At 40.0% G+C, this 18,140-nt stretch carries 13 protein-coding genes; 5 read left to right on the top strand and 8 right to left on the bottom strand.

Going from position 1 to position 18,140, the window contains the following annotated elements; genetic code table 11:
• Window positions 1-2: 2 nt before the first annotated feature.
• Window positions 3-1,118, bottom strand: coding sequence for a hypothetical protein (locus BMY75_RS15260; protein WP_074835518.1), 1,116 nt, complete (start codon window positions 1,116-1,118; stop codon window positions 3-5).
• A gap of 278 nt (window positions 1,119-1,396) precedes the next feature.
• Here BMY75_RS15260 and BMY75_RS15255 point away from each other — a divergent pair, with 278 nt between their 5' ends.
• Together BMY75_RS15255 and BMY75_RS15250 are read left to right on the top strand one after the other, a co-directional pair.
• On the top strand, window positions 1,397-2,326 hold the full coding sequence (locus tag BMY75_RS15255) for a hypothetical protein (protein WP_074835516.1): 930 nt from the start codon (window positions 1,397-1,399) through the stop codon (window positions 2,324-2,326).
• Window positions 2,327-2,529: 203 nt separating this feature from the next.
• Window positions 2,530-2,856, top strand: a complete 327-nt coding sequence (locus BMY75_RS15250; RefSeq protein ID WP_074835513.1) for a hypothetical protein — start codon at window positions 2,530-2,532, stop codon at window positions 2,854-2,856.
• 80 nt (window positions 2,857-2,936) lie between these two features.
• Here BMY75_RS15250 and BMY75_RS15245 read toward each other — a convergent pair whose 3' ends face one another.
• The gene (locus BMY75_RS15245) at window positions 2,937-4,061 is read right to left on the bottom strand and encodes a DUF6892 domain-containing protein (RefSeq protein WP_074835510.1); all 1,125 of its coding nucleotides are present in this window, start codon (window positions 4,059-4,061) and stop codon (window positions 2,937-2,939) included.
• A gap of 418 nt (window positions 4,062-4,479) precedes the next feature.
• Between BMY75_RS15245 and BMY75_RS15240 the strand changes: the two genes are divergently transcribed.
• Window positions 4,480-6,393: a BspA family leucine-rich repeat surface protein gene (locus BMY75_RS15240; protein ID WP_074835507.1), complete on the top strand. Its 1,914-nt coding sequence runs from the start codon at window positions 4,480-4,482 to the stop codon at window positions 6,391-6,393.
• 354 nt (window positions 6,394-6,747) lie between these two features.
• On the opposite strand, the gene BMY75_RS15235 is transcribed toward BMY75_RS15240, so the two are convergent.
• From BMY75_RS15235 to BMY75_RS15220, 4 genes are all read right to left on the bottom strand, one after another.
• On the bottom strand, window positions 6,748-7,656 hold the full coding sequence (locus BMY75_RS15235) for a hypothetical protein (RefSeq protein ID WP_074835505.1): 909 nt from the start codon (window positions 7,654-7,656) through the stop codon (window positions 6,748-6,750).
• 785 nt (window positions 7,657-8,441) lie between these two features.
• Window positions 8,442-9,860: a C69 family dipeptidase gene (locus tag BMY75_RS15230; RefSeq protein ID WP_074835502.1), complete on the bottom strand. Its 1,419-nt coding sequence runs from the start codon at window positions 9,858-9,860 to the stop codon at window positions 8,442-8,444.
• Window positions 9,861-9,872: 12 nt separating this feature from the next.
• Window positions 9,873-11,168 carry a phosphatidylserine decarboxylase family protein gene (locus tag BMY75_RS15225; RefSeq protein WP_074835500.1) on the bottom strand — a complete coding sequence of 432 codons (1,296 nt, stop codon included), beginning with the start codon at window positions 11,166-11,168 and terminating at the stop codon, window positions 9,873-9,875.
• A gap of 32 nt (window positions 11,169-11,200) precedes the next feature.
• Entirely contained in the window at window positions 11,201-12,595 is a 1,395-nt protein-coding gene (locus tag BMY75_RS15220; RefSeq protein ID WP_074835498.1) for an agmatine deiminase family protein, read from the bottom strand.
• Window positions 12,596-13,233: 638 nt separating this feature from the next.
• Here BMY75_RS15220 and BMY75_RS15215 point away from each other — a divergent pair.
• Complete coding sequence (locus BMY75_RS15215) at window positions 13,234-13,476, top strand: hypothetical protein (protein WP_074835495.1); 243 nt, start codon at window positions 13,234-13,236, stop codon at window positions 13,474-13,476.
• Window positions 13,477-13,951: 475 nt separating this feature from the next.
• Here BMY75_RS15215 and BMY75_RS15210 read toward each other — a convergent pair whose 3' ends face one another.
• Entirely contained in the window at window positions 13,952-15,013 is a 1,062-nt protein-coding gene (locus BMY75_RS15210; protein ID WP_081350584.1) for a glycoside hydrolase family 11 protein, read from the bottom strand.
• Window positions 15,014-15,774: 761 nt separating this feature from the next.
• Here BMY75_RS15210 and BMY75_RS15205 point away from each other — a divergent pair.
• Window positions 15,775-17,592, top strand: a complete 1,818-nt coding sequence (locus tag BMY75_RS15205) for a leucine-rich repeat protein (protein WP_074835492.1) — start codon at window positions 15,775-15,777, stop codon at window positions 17,590-17,592.
• 349 nt (window positions 17,593-17,941) lie between these two features.
• Here BMY75_RS15205 and BMY75_RS15200 read toward each other — a convergent pair.
• Window positions 17,942-18,140 (bottom strand): transposase (locus tag BMY75_RS15200; protein ID WP_139199848.1); only part of this gene is annotated, 199 nt, incomplete at its 5' end.

The raw sequence follows: 18,140 nt of genomic DNA, 5'->3' as shown, positions 1-18,140 counted from the left end.
CTCTATTCGTTATCTTTATGTAAGTATCTGTCAATTATTTTAGCGCCGGGTATCCCCAAAAGATCGTCATTGATATTTTTGATCACTCCGCCGCTGATCTGTCGGTAATAATAACCTTCCTGCGAACTGTCCAGACTTTTTATCAGCCTAGTGCAGTTCAGTTTTGATTGTACAAACAGCTTGTCTTTATGTCTGAACACCTCATGTACTACCGAGATCTCGCTTTTTCTTCCGTCGCAGAGTTCTTCCTCACATATCTGAGTTATCAGCTCACTGCGATTGTCATAAATAGTTTCCTTATCCGACATGAAGACCTTTTCGCCCCATGGTAGCAAAGCACCTTGTACATTATCACTGACGATACTGCATATCAGCCGAACTTCCTCAGACATATCAGCCTTTTCAAGATCGGGAGAACTTTCATCGTAGAATATCACCTGTTCATCCTCGACCATCCTGCATCGGAGAATATCATCCCCGATATCATACAGATATTCATGCCTGATCTCTCTGTCTGTAAAACTTTGGGTAATTACTTCTGTTTTTCCATGGGCATACATCACCGTGACTTTTGCCGTGTGATTGCAGTCAAAAAGGTTCGCAAGAGTGTATACATATTGGTTATCCTGTGAAGTAAAGCTGCATGGCAGAACTTTTTCATTTCCATTGACAGTGCAGGATATCATATATCTGTTTCTGTTTCCTTTGATGTTTGAAAGCTTGAACTCAGCTTCTGCATCGCTGTATATCTTTGAAAGAAAGTATCCGATGAAGTTTTCAGAAAACATACCTGTGCCGAAAGGTAATGCCTTTTCTCCATGCTTCCTGCATTCAGCAATAAAACTGAATCGCCCGGGTGAGCTAAGCCTTTTGCGGCTTTCTATTATCTCGGAGGTATATTTATCGAAACAGCTGTCGGGATATTTGAGATACAAACGGTCTGCTGCTTTTGCAAGCATTGAGAAAAAGTCTTCATATTCGCATAGATTGATAGACTTATTTCCGTTATAAATCACTAACAGTGCCTGTGTGTTTTCCGGAATGATGTAGTATCTTATCAGATCTGCTTTTTCGATCTGAGATATCTCCACCTGGGTCTTGCTCATGAATGGTGTCATAGTTTACGCACTCCTGTACGCTTAAAATGATTCTTTAAGGTATATTATACCATATCTTGTAACAAAAGTAAAGCAACTGAACAGTGCGCAAATGTAAACCTGAGTTGACATTTGTAATGTTGATTATGAGCGAAATTAAAACTATAAAAGATAATTTTATATAGAAAGTGCTAATTTCACAAATTGATAATTGACATTTGATAGAGTGTATGATAAAGTATATAAGGGCGTGGTACCAAATCATGGCGTTTACGTTTAATGAAAGAAGGACAATTAAATTGAAGAATAATTTATCAGGAAGAGTGACTGCTCTGTTCATGGCTTCACTTATAGCTGTAGTATTTTCTGCATGCGGCAAAGTTGAGGATACTGCCGATCAGAATGATGCCGCAAAAACAACAGCATCTGAAACAGTCACAGAGGAAACATCCGACGCAGAAGCAGTTGAATCTGTTGCCGAAACTACAGCAGTTACAGCTGTTTCCGAAGCCGAAATAACAACAGAGTCCACTGCTGAAACAGCTAAGGCAGATGATTCAGATGCGGAAGAAAACAATACTCCTGTTACTGATGACAGATTTGATCCGTTTATTGAAGGCCTTTCTGAAGCGATACGTGAAGGTTCCATGTATTATGAAGGCCCTGAGAATACTGACAGTGAATCGGCACGAGTATCTCTTGAACTCTGTTCCAAAGGTTTCAGTTATACTTTCATGGACATTGACAGTGATGGTGAGTATGAACTTTTTATTGGTGATGAATACACTGACAATGAAGGAGTAACGACCTATTCTTGTATAGGATTTGTTGTGATCACTCCAAATGGTGATTTTAAGAATCTTGCTTCAAGTTGGGCAAGATCACGCACTGACTACGTTGGAGGTTTATATTTCCACTCAGACGGATCCGGCGGAGCAAATCTTCACGAAGCAGAGATTTACCGCTATGATCCTTCCACTCAGTCGTTCGCGGTTGAAGCAAATCTTGTGACGGATTCTGATGAACCTGATCCCAATCAGCTTCCCATCATGTATTATACTCTGTATGAAGGAACAATGTGGAGCTATCAGATAAGTGAAAGAGCCAAAGATGATCCTAATGCGCTCCACGGTGATGAAGCTCAGAATAAATGGAACGAATACAAGGCGAAAGCTTTTGCCGAATCCGATAAGCTCGAAAACGCACAGTGGATAAATGTAGATATTTAATGAAACGCTTGATTTTAATTTGATAACTACCACATAAAAATTCCGTCCTGTTCCTGTTTTTATACGGGAGCGGGGCGTTTTTTCAATCATCATATCCGTACAACAGCCTCTGTGATAAAAGGCTTATCATATTCCTTGCTTTCCGGCAGAAAATATGCTATACTGTATTCGAACTGATATCAACCACGCAGGGAGGAAAAAACATGAATAAACTGAACCTTTTATTTTTGATACTGCTTCTTCCGTTTATTATCATCATTCGGCTGTTTACACCGAACAAAGCCCGCAGAGGAAGAATGCTGACTGACATAATCGAACGAAAATACCCTAAATGCAAGATCATCAACATCGATATGCAGTACGATAACGGTTCCTCTGCTGCAAGTACAGCCGATAAGACTAAAAATGTAAAAGGTGCGGTTGTTATCATTGAAAATAACGGCGAAAGGCGTATCCTGCATCTTTTGTTTACCGACGACATCTGGCATATAACCCAGGATGTTCCTGACAGCGGCAATGATATAACTTAATAAAAATACGGCAGGGAGAGTGTTGCTCCCTGCCGTTTTATGTGTATAGCTGCTAGGACAGATCAGAAGTTGTCCGTTGATCATTCTTTTACTTCGAGGCCGTGTTTTTTCAGTCGGTTTATCAGCGTTTTGCTTAGATTTTCAGGACTGTTCATAAGTAATATTTGCTTAAGATTTGAAAATTGAGAAAGCTCTGCATCCGATACTCTTTTCAGGTCAAAATATCCATCCTCGCCATCCCAGAACGGAATGATCTGACCATAGATATCATTGCCGCCATCCATGATTATCTCTTTGATCTCATCAGCAAGAGAGGTCGGTATCTCAAGTTTCTTAAAATATTCTATGGCAGGCTTTATGGGTTCATAGCCTTCTTCATCGATATTGATCTCACGGGGCGGATAACACTTTGCAAACTCGTATATATCGAATGCGGGTTTAAGAAGTTTCTTCTCATACATAAGTACCTGTATGATGCATAATTTGAAATTGAAATTATCAAATTTAAGTGCAGGTTCATTGATAGGTTTATGCTCATAGGGGTTATTGACGATCACCCTTTTGGGTTTCTTTTCTTTTTTTGCGGAATATGATACATCAATGACTTTTCCATCCTGCATAAGATCTTCGATCTGTCCGTTCTGCTCAAATGCCGCTTTTAAGTAATCCTTTGTATCTACTATACGGAGATCATTCAGCTTTTCTTTGCTTCGCTTAGTTAATATCGGATCATATCCGAAACACTGATCGTACTTGATCTTACCTAGCTTATCTACCGCCTCGGAATACTTTATGAATGTAAAATTCTCTTCAAAACCAAAAACATCGGGAGAGCAAAGACCCTCAAAGAAATGTTTTACCGAAGGCATGAAAAAAGTTGAACGCACATATCTGTAATACGCACACTCCAGACTCCACTTTTTCTCATCATTTTTTAAACTGATCTTAAAAGCAATAATATCTCCAAAAGCTGTAACCATGACAGGAACAGCTTCCTCTTTATATAGTTTTAAAACGCTTTCGTTATAAAGATCCTTGTATTCATCAGGATCGATCACCCTGAAATAGCCGTTCATGAATGAGCAGAATCCATACTCTTTCCAAAACTCTATCCACTCAGTAGGCAGCAAATCTTCATATTTTTTAATAGTTTCAGGACTTACATCACTAACTTTTTCAAAATCATCCAGCACTTTATAATTCATGGTTTTCTCCTTTTGCAAAAGCTGAAAATTTTCCCGTAATAACGTTATTTACTCTAATCTAAACTTTTGATCTGAATAGATCGGTCAATTCCGATTTTAATGAGCAAGCAGAATACTTGCCATTATTAGTTATTATACATCATCATCGCCAATAAGTCAATCACGGTTCAGCAGAAAGCAATATAATATATTCATTTTAAATGAAACAAATACTGTGCGTAGAATATGTTATATTCGTGCGTTTACAGGACATCAGAAGATCATGTGCGACTATCATATTATGATACTTCCAACATTTTGCTCTTAAATCAAAAATAATATAGCAAAAATATTGACAAATATATCTAACAGTGATAAAATAATCAGGATAGAAAATATAATAACGTATTTAATTTAACAAACTAAGGAGGAGCTATTTATGAAGATGAAAAAAATTTTAGCAGTTGTAATGTCACTTTGTATGGTGGCAGGAGTTGTCAGCTATGGTGTGCCTGTTATAACACAGACCATAACAGCCCAGGCTGCTGGTGTTGAAACAAACTGTCTGTCTTTTAACGAAACGACCGGTGTACTTACGCTTAAAGGCGAGGTGGATCGTGATGCCGTAAACTCTTTCAGCAAAAAGCAGAATGTTAAAACAATCATAGCTGAAGAGGGGACTATTTTTCCTGAAAACTGCAGCAAGCTGTTCTATTATTATCGTAATTGTATTTCAATTGATCTTTCAAATGCAGATACCAGCAAAGTTACAGATATGAGCTATTTGTTTAGTTGTTGCTATGCTCTGAATAATCTTGATATAAGCGGTTTTGATACAAGCAAAGTAACAGATATGAGCTATATGTTTCATTATTGTTCGGATCTGACTACGATTGATGTAAGCGGATTCGATACAAGCATAGTAACAACCATGGCTTATATGTTTGGAGGCTGTTTTGATCTGACCTCACTGACTATTAATGGTATAGATACAAGCAATGTAACAGATATGAGCTATATGTTCATGGGCTGTTTAGGTCTTTCAGAACTTGATGTAAGCGGATTTGATACAAGCAGGGTCAAAGATATGAGCTATATGTTCATTGGCTGTTCCTGCTTGTCAGCAATTGATCTGAGCGGATTTGATACAAGAAAAGTCACAAATATGAGTAACCTTTTTGAGGGTTGTTCTGGTTTATCGGAGCTTGATGTAAGCAGCTTTGATACAAGCATCGTTACAGATATGAGTATGATGTTCAGAAAATGCACTGGTCTGACAGCACTCGATATAAGCAGTTTTAATACAGGCAATGCAATTAATATGGAGGAAATGTTTTCAGAATGTACCAATTTATCTGAACTTGGTTTGAGCGGATTAGATACAAGCAAAGCCACTGATATGAGTGCTATGTTCCATAACTGTTCGAGTTTAACAGAGATCGATCTGAGTAGCCTGGATACCGGCAGCGTTAAAGATATCAAGGGTATGTTCGCCGAATGTACCAACCTGACTGCACTTGATCTGAGCGGATTTGATACCCGTAATGTTACAGATATGAGGTGTATGTTCCAGAAATGTTCCTCTTTAAAAAGACTTGATCTAAGTGGCTTTGATACAAGCAAAGTTAAAGATATGTATGCTATGTTTGAAGGTTGTTCAGCTCTGACCACACTTGATATAAGCAGTTTTGATACCAAAAATGTCGAACGGTTATCTTCCATGTTTGAGAACTGTTCAAGTTTGGCCTCGATCGATGTAACAGGATTTAATACAAGAAGAGTTGAATATATGACTTCTATGTTCAGAAATTGCAGCAGTTTGACTTCTATCGGTGTAAGCGGCTTTGATTTAAGAAGAACTAAGAGTTATGCGTATATATTCAGTGGTTGTATGAACCTGAAATATCTTACGCTTGGTGAGAGTTTTAAAAGCATAAATGAAGATGTCGAACTTCCGAACGGTGAAGGATGGGTGAATATCATAGTTCCCTCAAAAGTTGTAAGCGGCAGCGGGGAATATGCAGTCTTTACTAACGATGGTAAGAACACTTACAAACGCATTGGTATAGATAAACCCACTTATCCCACAAACATAAAAGTCGAATACAGTGAGAAATATCACCAGGTAAGATTTACCTGGGATAAGGTAGAAGGTGCTGACAAATACGGGATCGCTGTATATCTTGCAGGAAAGTGGAGAGTACAGTCGCAGAATATCACTGATACCTCATACACAACTCCCAAGAACCTCACTCCCGGCAAGACTTATAAAGTTGCAATTGCATCTAGAGTTAACGGAAGTTGGGACGCGGCAAACGCTGTCAAAAATGCTGTGACTGTTACCATAAAGTGATAACAAAATTGATATGTAAATACTATTAGAAAACGTAACGATCTCAGGAATGTAATGCTGAGACGAGGAATGAAGAAATGAGACCGATAAAATCTGAAAAAACAAAGCGGCGCATCAGCGCCGCTTGCTATTTATCAAAGGATTGATCGTATTTTATTATGTCCTGAGTCTTTCCAAAAATATGTGTATTCTCTGAAGTAGTTATAATATAAAAGTGGTGGACGGTGATGCTCAGATAATTGATAATGGTTGCCGATGGAATGTGTGGTATAATAAGCAAAACTATCCCCCTGATCTGCAGCATAAAGCTGCAGGTCGGGGGGGCTGTTACATTTTCACCTTATTTATCCGATCTTAAAGTACCACGGGTTCGGTATTGATTATCTTGCAGTTGCCGTTTAGATCTTCATAGACAGTCACAAGTGTGAGTGAAGGTATGGGATCGGGAACGACTATCTTGCTTTCACAGAGGATAAGATAATTCTTGCCGGATACTATCTGATAGCCGAGATAAGCGATGGGCTCATAGTCAACACCCAGAAGATCCTTTGTAGCCTTTTCAAAAGCGTTCTTTGCTTCGGGATTGCTGTCCAGGTCGGTAGCACCGTCATTGGCGATAAATCCGCCGGGAACAGGAGCGCCGATGATCTCTTTGATATCTGTGATAACAGCGTTGCCATGAGTATCTTCGTATACATAAACAAGCTTCATGGTGGGCTTTGGGTCAAGTGTCACAGGAGTTATCCTGCAGAGTATGCAGTAATTCTTGCCTGCAACTATCTGGGTGCCCAGCAGTGCGATGGGCTCATACTTAGCACCAACCATACCCGCTGTTGCCTTTTCTATGGCTGCAAGTGCATCGGGGTGCTTGTTTATGCTGGGTTCTAGGGCGATATGCCAGCCGCCGAGAACAGCAGCATCGTTTGCCGAACAAGCACAGTTAGCAGCAAATACAGGGTAATCGGTACAAAGTACATCTCTGACACCTGTGATGGTCGCATTGCCGTTCAGGTCTTCATAAACTATCACTATTTTAAGAGTAGTTGTGGGGTCAAGGGTAGCAGGGGTAGCTTTACAGAGTATTGCGTAATTCTTTCCCGAAACTATCTGTGTTGCCAGCAGAGCCACAGGTGTGAACTTTACGCCTACATATCCTGCCGAAGCCTTTTCAAAGGCTGCCAGCGCATCGGGGTGTTTTTCGATGGCGGTATCTCCCTGAGTGATGACCCAGCCGCCTGCAAGTGTTTTGTTTTCAGTGCTCATGATAAATCCTCCCATATCAGTTATGCATAATTTCGCAACAGACAGTTTTAAAATGAAGTGTTACGAATTATTATGAACATATTATTTTCACATCGATGTTATATATATTATACATTATAATCAACGAAATGTCAATACATTTTGTATAATCTCTTAAAATAAATTTTTCAGTTAATTTATATACAGTGCTGTAAAATTAACTGTTTTCTAAGTTCCGTTAACAGGGTATCGTTTGTATCAGGAGTTCCAGATTTGAGCTATAAGCGCTGAAACAAAGCTTTTTACGATGCTGTCTGAATAAACAGATCGTAAATTTTTGATGATATAATAGTGAAAGAAGCTATGTCCTTTTATGACAACTATTTTTATTGTCATTTGCAACTAAGAAAACCATCAACTCACAAAGAAACAAGCAGACACCCTTGTTCTGGCATCTGCTTGCAGAAATCTGCTATAGTATAAGCTCAGAATTAAGAAATCGCCTATTTATCGTGTGATTTTTGGGCTGCAAATGTGCATTTTCAACTGTTGAAATTGCAGTTATATGTAAAGAAAAAGCTCGTAAACACGGCAGTTCAGCCATATTTACGAGCTTAATGCTTTGCAACGTCAGTTCAAAAAAAATGATTTTTATTTGTAGTTTTTGATTACATTTTGAGTCTTTATTTATAGGCTTAATAAAAGATAGTTTCCGTTGGTATATACTTTGACAAATGATACAAGGAGAACTCCAGTACACCCCAATACAAGCGTTGTCCCTGTGTGTAATATCCATTCTAATATTGTCAAAAATCCTGGTTGAATTCTGCTAATTTGCTTACTAGTCGATTACATAATATTTCAGATTCTTTAATATTATCAATCAATGACTGACTGCTGTACTGTCGTAATGCTCCCGTCAAATCGTTTCCGGCACTTTCCACAATTTGATAAAAGCGGATAAAATTATCTTTGTTTTGAGTTTGTATCTTTTCTCTGATATTATCCGCTGTTTCACGCCCGAGAACTGAAAAGCAAGAAACCATCAGCTGATCACGCCAAAACATATTATTTTTATCATACATATTTGTCCCGTCATGGTAAGCTGCCGGAATTTCTGTTAATTCCGGAATCACGCATAAATAACGAGAATACAGCGGAGTTCCGATCGACTGCCAGATTATACCCTGTATATCGCCGTTAGTTCGTTCAGAAAATGCCGGATTCATTTCGATAATATGACTTTCGACTGTTTTAACAGTTCCAATCGGACGGTCGGCTTTTCCTTCAAGTTCTGTCCCTCTGTAATCAGCGCACAGAACTTTTTCAACCATTTCAAGCGAAATTTTGCTTTCAGGCTTCATGAAAAGCGGATACTGTGCCGGAATTATTCTGGGTTCTTGTCTGATGTTAGGATTTAAGATGTGTTGTGCAATCCAGATTCTGTCACAATTATAAAATGGTCTTGAAATATCGTCCATTTTTTCCTGAAATCCAAATGCGTCAGAAAAGTTGAAACATTTTCTGTCGGGATTTTCAAGCAGCCTATATTTTTTTACAAATTCAAAAATATGTTCACTGTATCTAATATTTTGTGTATCGTCCAGATCCACATCATGGATTCTCATGCTGTTTGCAACGATCAGATAGCTGTCATCTGGCACTCTAACTGCTATCCAGTGATGTCCTGAACCGATTTCCATGTACCAGACTTCATTTGAATCAGAAAAACAAATGCCATTTGCTTCGGAAGCACCGTATTTTTCGACATATGCACCGAGCAATTCTACACCATTCAAAGCAGAGTCAATCTGTGGAAGAATCAGCGTTGTAATAACGGATTCCTCAATTCCTCCTGAAACAGTTGGGTCACATTCTAAGGCTCTGGAATTGATACCCATAGAATTTGTAGCTGTCATGGCAACACCTTTTTCATTGATTCCTCTTGCCTCAAAGAAATAATGGTCGCCAATGTCCGTATTTCGTTCCTTTTCAATATTACCTCCCGCATCAGGAGAGGAACAGTAACGAAAAGCCTTACAAGGAATAGGTACTTTCAATCCGTTTCCGAGAATCCATTCGTTTTCCAATAGAGAAGTATAGAACGGACTCCGCATCGGAAACAGCAGTTTCGGAGTTACTACAGAAGCACAATCCTCATTTCGTGCAATGATGGTACTTCCAGTTGTCGTGGCATTTTTGCCAACTAAAATACTTGTACACATATATTTCTCCCGTTACTGATTAAGCTTCTTTTTCTTGGCAATAGCGAGCTTTTCATTCAGACGAATGACTGCAGAATCATTGAAATCTTCTGCCGGAATTGCCTTTTCCACGAACATATCAATCACATCTTTCTGGAAAATCAAGCAATGTGTTGAACCGCCAAACTGGAAATACCCCAGTTCATCGCCCTTGTTAAGGTGCTGTCCGGCTTGCACACTTAGCACACAAGAGGAAACTTCTGCCATTCCTACTGCGATAAATGCCATCAAGCCAATATCAGGGTTATCACTTTCGATCAGAATAACAGCTCTTGCCGCTACATGGGTAATATATCCCTGCGATTCATTAGGTCCTGCACTGTCATAAGGATAGCTGTTAACTTCTGCGTAATAAGTCCCTGGAACATTGAAACATCTCACAACAGTTCCGGAAACCGGACTGTGCCAGCGGTGATATTTTGTAGCACTCAGAAAAGCCTGATAAACCGTACCGCCTATGAATAAATCGGCACTTTCGTCATGATTCAGCATATATTCCAGAGAATAAGGTTGCCCTTTGAGCCAGAATTTTGTGTCTTTCTGCACGTTAGTGCTGATTCTGTACGGCTGTGATTCACAAGCACTGGTAATCACATATGGGTTATCCGGTTCAGCAACAGGGCGCTGATCATTGCAGAATCTTCTTGTGAAGAAATCGTTCCATGAAGTAAAACCGAAGTGCATCTTTGATTTATCGTGTACATACTGATCAATATTCAAATCATTCAGTGCTTTCTGACAAAGCCAGCCTTTATTTTCCTCATCATTCAGGACATAGGCAGAGGCTTCACTATTCAGGAAATCGCACCAGTCTTTCAAGATATTTTCGAAGTGCTGATTGACACGTTCATCAAGAAAAAAGGCGTATCCAGCCTGTGTTCCCATGCACCAGTCGAGAATTGCATTGATTGGAAATCCGATCAATGCTCTTTTCTCTTTATCTTCAGGCGGAACATATTCAGGTGCAGTTCCGATGATGTAGTCGATCATCTGCATCATAAGCCTGAAACTTTTAATCTGCGGTGAACCTGTGGGGTCATTTTCATTGTATTCAAGAGCCTGCTCAACCATCTGTTCTGCAAGAAGATGCAGTTTCGGGTCAGCATCCACCATATTCATAAAATCCGTAACTGTCTGATGCTTAAATTCACAGGTATCAGCAAGATTTGACTGCATTCGCTTAGCAGTCACAATGCTGAGAATATTATTGACCCATTCTGCCTGTAATTTTTTATTTTCGGGAAGCCATCCGCCTATTGCTTTCTTCATATGATTACACCTCTTTCTGATAAAACAGGTTATTAAACACTGACAGATACCTGACTAGCAAGCCATCTGTCAACGATTTCTCTGGGGACTGCGTTGGTTCTGCAATGCAGGGCATCCGTTCCGAGCCACGGAGTTTCATATTTTCCGATAATTCCCTCGATCACATACTCTTCGCCAAGTGCATCCTGATATGCCTTAATTGCTGCATCATCATATGTTTTATCGCCGCAAAGCGGAACATAGACATGATTGTTCAATATCAGACTATTTGTATAAGGTGCGGTTGTAGCAGGTTCTTCCGGCTCGTTTGCAACATAAATATTCGGACAGGTGACTCTGAAAGTCTGGAATCCAGCCTTCTGAAAATATACAGCAATAGCATCCAGTCCGACATTTATCTGCTCATTCTGTGTACTGGCAATCAGAACTTTATTGTCTGACAGGAATTTTCCCCAGCAGTCAATGTGACCAATATAAGTTCCCGTTGGGTCAGTCAGAACATGATAGGTATTCGCACCCAAGAAACGGTTTGTCTGTTCCATGATGTACTGCATACGCTTAGCAATGTCAGTTTTGTCAGGATTTTCAGGGTCGGTATCCTCCGGAAGCTCGTTCTGTGTTGCGACAAGATAGGACGAAGCAATGACACCTTTGGAAGTTGCCATATAATTACCACCAACATTCAGCAGACCGCTGAAAAACCATCTGTGCGGTTCAATGGTGGATAGTTTCTGACCACCTGCCCAAACTGCTTTATTTCTTTTGCGAATCGGACTATTAAAATAGTCAGAAATCTTGACTGCACCGTAATCATCATTACAGCGGAAAATTCCGGATCCTTCCCTGGGATTTACATTTTCCGCACCTTCGATCATGCCGACCGAACCACCGCCCAGAGAGGTATAAATATGCTTGGAAACTGCATAAATATCGCTGTCCTTATATTTTACCCACCACGGAGAATAGTCTCTTGTCCAATAGGTGTCTGCATCCCACGGAATCAGATGCACTAATGCAGGGTCAAAATTGAAACCTTTTTCATCAGCAGTTTTCTGAAGATTACTGATAATATTTCCCTTTTCGGATTCATCCGCACACAAAATAAAAATGTGTACAGGCTGTTCTCCGGCTTTGATACTGCCATCTTTTGAACCGAGCTGCTGCATCCTTACAATCAGTTCATCGGGCACACCAAACGTTCTCTTTCCGGAAGGAGGAAGTTGCTTATGGTCTGCGTCCGGTGCAGTCGTTCCGATATATGCGACAAGTGCTCCGCCCATAGGTTCATACTCCGCAACAGGTCGGATAGGTGAGAACTTATCACAAGTGTACGTGCAGTTTTCAGGGGGTGCTTCACAGCCTGTTACTGTTTTGAAGTTCTTAGCCAACTGCTTTCCGGTCAGCTTCTGTAAATTGTTGATAGCCATACTATACCTCCATAAAATGTTTTTATTTTAATCCCGTCCGAAAATATCTCTTGTATAGACCTTTGTCCGAAACATCTTCCTGAAAGGAATCGTAACGATTTGCAATAACAGCATCGGATTCTGACTTAATGTCTATGTTAATCGTCTCTTTTAAATTATATAAAGTTAACAAAATGATTCCTAAATTGCAACACAGTATATATTATATGATAAATTTATTATAAACGAATTGTGCAACAATGTCAATGATATTCAACATAATCATTCAAATTCTATACAATATACAAAGTAGTTCGCTATTCACTTCAAATTACTTAATGTTGAATAAAGCGAATTATTATTTGTTATTTCTTCAGAACAACGAGACAATATTGAAATGATTAAACCAACAATCGGTTAGCAAACATTCAAGTATAGTAGCATAATATCTTCATTTTTACCGTTTACAAAAAATTAATAAGCCTACAGCTCAAAAACGATAACTTTCAAAGGCAGCGACAACAAGGTCAGAATGATATGCGACGGAGTTATTATCGATGAAAATGAAATCTCAAAATCCGCAGCGGATCAGTCGCATCAAACAAGATAGTTGGCATTAACAAAGATCACGGCGTTTATAGGAAATTCCTGAATTTGCTATGCCAAGAACACGCAAGGTCACTACTATCTGCAACGGCAGGCGTGAGGTCTGGACGGACTACGAACAGGCAAAAGCATATTTCCTTGAACTCATGATGTCCACCGAGGGCGAGGAGCGTGACCGAGCAGAGTGCGTTTACATTCAGCTCATGCCTGTCATCTCGATCTCGATGCCGAATTTTCTATTTTTAATCCCATCAAAATTTCCCGGCATTCTTTCACCTCCATTCTTTGATATGTAAAAATAAAAAGCCCGAATCCGGTGTTCTCACATTTCGTGAAAAGCACCAAATTCGGGCTGAAAAGTTTGTGAAACTTTTTGATGTAAATTTGAGTTGTTTCCCTTCAAAAAAATCTTCTATTCTTCTGAAAACGCTCCAAAAAAGAGTTCGAATCCTGTCCAAAGGCATTTTATACCCAAAATCATCTTCGGTTTTCATTTAAAAAATTTCTGTTTCAGGGCAACAAAAAAGCGCGTAAATACGCGCTTTTAAGTGAAATCATCTTTTTTGACTTCATAGGTTGTGACATCAGTTCAAAAAAGATGATTATTTCGAGTGATTAAGCTACTGTTTATTCAAGTTCATGCTTGCTGTTTTTCAGAAGTGTGGTTTGAATAGCTCTGTTCAGAAAATTAGTAAAGCAATATGAGTAACGGGGCTGTTGCACCAAGCAAAAGCCCCGTTTTGTTTTTATAAATCAGATCAATGAAGTATATCACTTTACAGTAAAAGTCACAGCGTTTTTGATAGCATTTGCTGTATCCCATTTGCCGTTAACTCTGGCTGCGATAGCTACGCTGTAGGTCTTGCCAAGGGTGAGATTTTTGGGAGAAGTGTAAACTGTATCGGTGATATCCTTCTCCTGAACTCTCCACTTGCCCGCGAGATAAACAGCTACGCCGTAACTGTCAGCACCATTTACAGCGTCCCAAGTAAATCTCATCTGCTTGTACTGGCTGTTGTATTCCATATTTACGTTCTGAACGGAATTATCTTTAGGGTGATGGTAGCCGCCGCCGATTGCACACATATTCATAGTAACATCAGCCATACCGTCGGACTCCCAGCCTTCAATGTCGAAAACACATTCGTACAGGTTACCCATCTTCATGCCCAGGTTCTCCCAAGCCTTGAAGTGATCGGAAACGCTTATGGTGCCCTTGGTTCTTGTGTTCTGACGGATGCTGATATACTGTGTGAAACTCTTATTGCCTTCGATGGTATAGGTATTTCTTGAACTTGTGTAAACCTTGTATTCACCGCCGTCGATATTTACGGAACCCTTATACTCTGCATAAGGATCCTGTGCAGGAGACCAGTTCTTACAGTCTTCAATGATGTAGTACTCTACCAGAGGATTCTGCGCCCAGCCGTAGATACCGATCCAGGCGTTACCGGATGAACCTGAAACCCAGCTGCAATCGTAGTCACAGTAGATATAACCATAGTCTTTGTAAGTATTGGGATTATTCAGACCCCAGAAAAGACCACGATTAGCAATGAAGTTACCTCTTGAGCCGTTAGGTCCGCATTTCCACTGTGCGCTGAAACCACCGTCATTATCGTGCAGTGTCATTGTAGAAGAATTAGGGGAATCTGCCTGCCAGATCTCGTGGTGGTAGTCGTTGTACCAGCCAACTTCCTGTTGGTGTGAAGGGCTGGCCGTAAGTGTCTTAGCGGCATAAGCAGTGATAGCAGGTGCAACTGAAGACAGAGGCGATACTATCGCCATACCGGCAACAAGAGCACCTAAAACACGGTTTAAAACATTCTTCATAAGCTATTCTCCTCTCGTTCTAAAAAGATTACAACTATAAACAGATACTTAAATGATACAGCACATTGACCAATTCGGCTCAATGTTAACCAGTGTATCATTTGATTATATTTTATAATTTTTTAGCAATTGGTTCTAATCAAATTTTGCTTATTATCATTTTGGCGATACCATAAATTGCGATTCTTTATCTTTTAGACATCATCTATTTACTTTTTGAATTATAATTGCCACAAATCTTTTAATCATTTTAAGATAAGCATTTAACACATAAAATCCCGGAACTTCGCGGAACTACACGATCAATAGTATAGAAAATGTATGTTCACAAGCTGGGATTCGCCTGACATTAATGCAATTTTTATGTCATAAATTCAACATTTTTCACGCTAATATTGAGAAGTCTTGAATCGTACATCATGCACAAAGTATCAGTTAATTATCCTCCGCTTGTAATTTTCACCGATTTCTTATTCACTATGAGTATTACAACAGCCTTTCTGACAGCAGAAACAGTTTTTCCAAGACCGATACCGATGCGACATTTATGCGTATAAAGGACGACCATTAAAAAAGGAGTAATATTATGCTAAATAAAAAAAGAAGATATGAAATTTTGAATTAGTGTGTTCATTTAAGAGTATGTACCACATTCACAAAATCTATCCGTAAAATTCAAAATTTATGCTCTTGAAAAACTGTTACGGCTGAAGTATAATATTGTTAATGCATTATTTATAAATAAAAGGACTGATACGATTATGAAAAAAAGAATTATAAGCGGACTGGCGGCACTGGCAATTGTGCTTTCGGGCAGTGGCGCGGTCTTTGGGAACGTGGTCGATTTGCAGTTTGATATTGCGGCAAGCGCCGAAAGCGTTGCAAGCGGCACCTGCGGTGAAAATCTGACCTGGAGCCTCGATAACGAAGGCACACTTACGATCCGCGGTACGGGAGAAATGAATAATTATGTCCATTCTTATGATTCAGATATCGGGAAGGGTTACAGCAAATCCATAAAAAGAATTGTTATTGAAGAAGGTGTTACAAGCATCGGAAACAACGCATTTACTACCTATTGTAACGGCATTACAGATGTAACCATCCCGGAGGGTGTTACGAGCATTGGAGCTAATGCGTTTGAACTTTGCCGTCTGACAAGCATAAACCTCCCCGACAGTGTCACAAGCATCGGAGATTTTGCGTTTGCAGACTGCACTAAGCTTAAAAGCGTAACTATTCCCCGCAATGTTTCGAGCATTGGTAAGAATGCATTCAAGTCGTGGTTTGAATCCGATCTTGAAAGCATAAATGTTGATCCCGACAACAGTTACTATTCCTCGGTAGACGGTGTTATGTATAATAAGGACATGACAAAACTCGTGACTTTCCCGTGCGGCAAAACAAGCGTAACGCTGCCTGACACCCTCACGAGTATAGATGAAAATACGTTTTACGAATGTGAAAAGCTTGAAAGCGTAATTATCCCGAACGGCGTTAAGAGTATAGGTGAATCTGCTTTTGAGGGCTGCAGAAAGCTCAAAAGCGTAACTATCCCGGAAAGCGTTGAGAGCATTGGAAAGGATGCGTTTTATGACTGCACCGCTATGACAAGCGCAACTCTGCCGAAGAGTAATATAAAAATTGGCAATTACGCTATCGGTTACTGCTATCATCTCGCGGAGGGATATCCTTGGTCTCCGAATTTCGTCGAGGACGGTCCCCGTGTGAACCAAAACTTCAAGATATACTGCTATGAAGGCACAAGCGGCGAACAGTACGCGAAAAACAACAAGATCGCCTATGAACTGCGCGAAGATATCGAACCTGCCAATCCCGTTGTTACATACACCCCAGGCGACGGATGTGTCACACTCAAGTGGAAAGCTGTAAAAAACGCTGAAAAATACGCTGTCGCAGTCGAGGTCGATGGCAAATGGACTATTGTTGAAAATACTTCCGACACTTCCTTTGTGCTTAGAAATCTGAAACCGGGCGTGAATTACAGCGTTGCCGTGTTATCAATGTTTGACAGCAAGTGGTACGTCAATTACTCGAACATGATAACCGTCACACCGTATGCGAAAACACCCGTGTACCCGATCGTTACCAACACCGAATACAACGAAATATATAACCAGTTCAGAATCCACTGGTCGGAGGTCGAGGATGCGGAAAAGTACGGCGTTGCCGTATACATCAAAGGCAAGTGGAAGATCGCAGATCAGAATATCCCCGCAACAAAGACCTCATTCACCTCGCCCAAACTCACACCGGGACACCAATACAAGGTAGCAGTCTGCGCCAAGGTTAACGGCAATTGGCAAACTGACAAGATCAATAGCAGAGCTGTAACAGTTACTATAGTAAAGGGAACGACGTTATTAAAAGGTGATGTTAACGGTGATGGAGAGATAACTGTTACCGACCTTACTAAGGTTGCAGCTCATATTAAAGGCAAGAAGCTACTGAGCGATGATGAAAAGTTACGTGCTGATGTTAACGGCGATGGAATTATAAATATTACTGATATTTCAAAAATAGCAGCTCATATAAAAGGGGAAAAATTACTGAGTTGACGATAAATCCAATATAGAGGCTGTTGCAACTGTAGCACCCTCTAACCATATCCGAACATCAGAGTAAAAAAACATATTAACTGGTGAAATAGGCTGTTTCAGTGTGCACACCCCCAAGCCCTCTTCAAAAAAGAGGACTCGGGGGTGTTATGCATCAATTTGTTTAACCGTAATAACAATATAATACGACCATTGTCATGGAAAAAGCATAATTTTTACTGAGTCAATCCCAAATTCTGTGTAAACTACAAATAGTGTAATAAAAGAGTATATGATGAGACCGATTGTGAAAGCAGTCGGTCTTATCAGCATATTAGCACATGATTATTTGATTGTCAAGATAAAAGTATTATTCGGGTATTCTGTCTCCGTAATAGATCACAAGCTGAGCATAGATACTGCTCCAGTCCTGACGACGCCCCGTCCACTTTTTCGTGATGTCCTTCATAGCCAGATACAGCATCTTGAAAAGGCTGTCATCTGTAGGAAATACGGATTTTGTTTTGGTCACTTTCCTAAGCTGACGGTTGAATCCTTCGATTGCATTG

This window comes from Hominimerdicola alba (genome assembly GCF_900109655.1).
In the GTDB taxonomy this organism is placed as follows: domain Bacteria; phylum Bacillota; class Clostridia; order Oscillospirales; family Ruminococcaceae; genus Hominimerdicola; species Hominimerdicola alba_B.
This window is presented reverse-complemented; position numbering and strand designations above follow the sequence as displayed.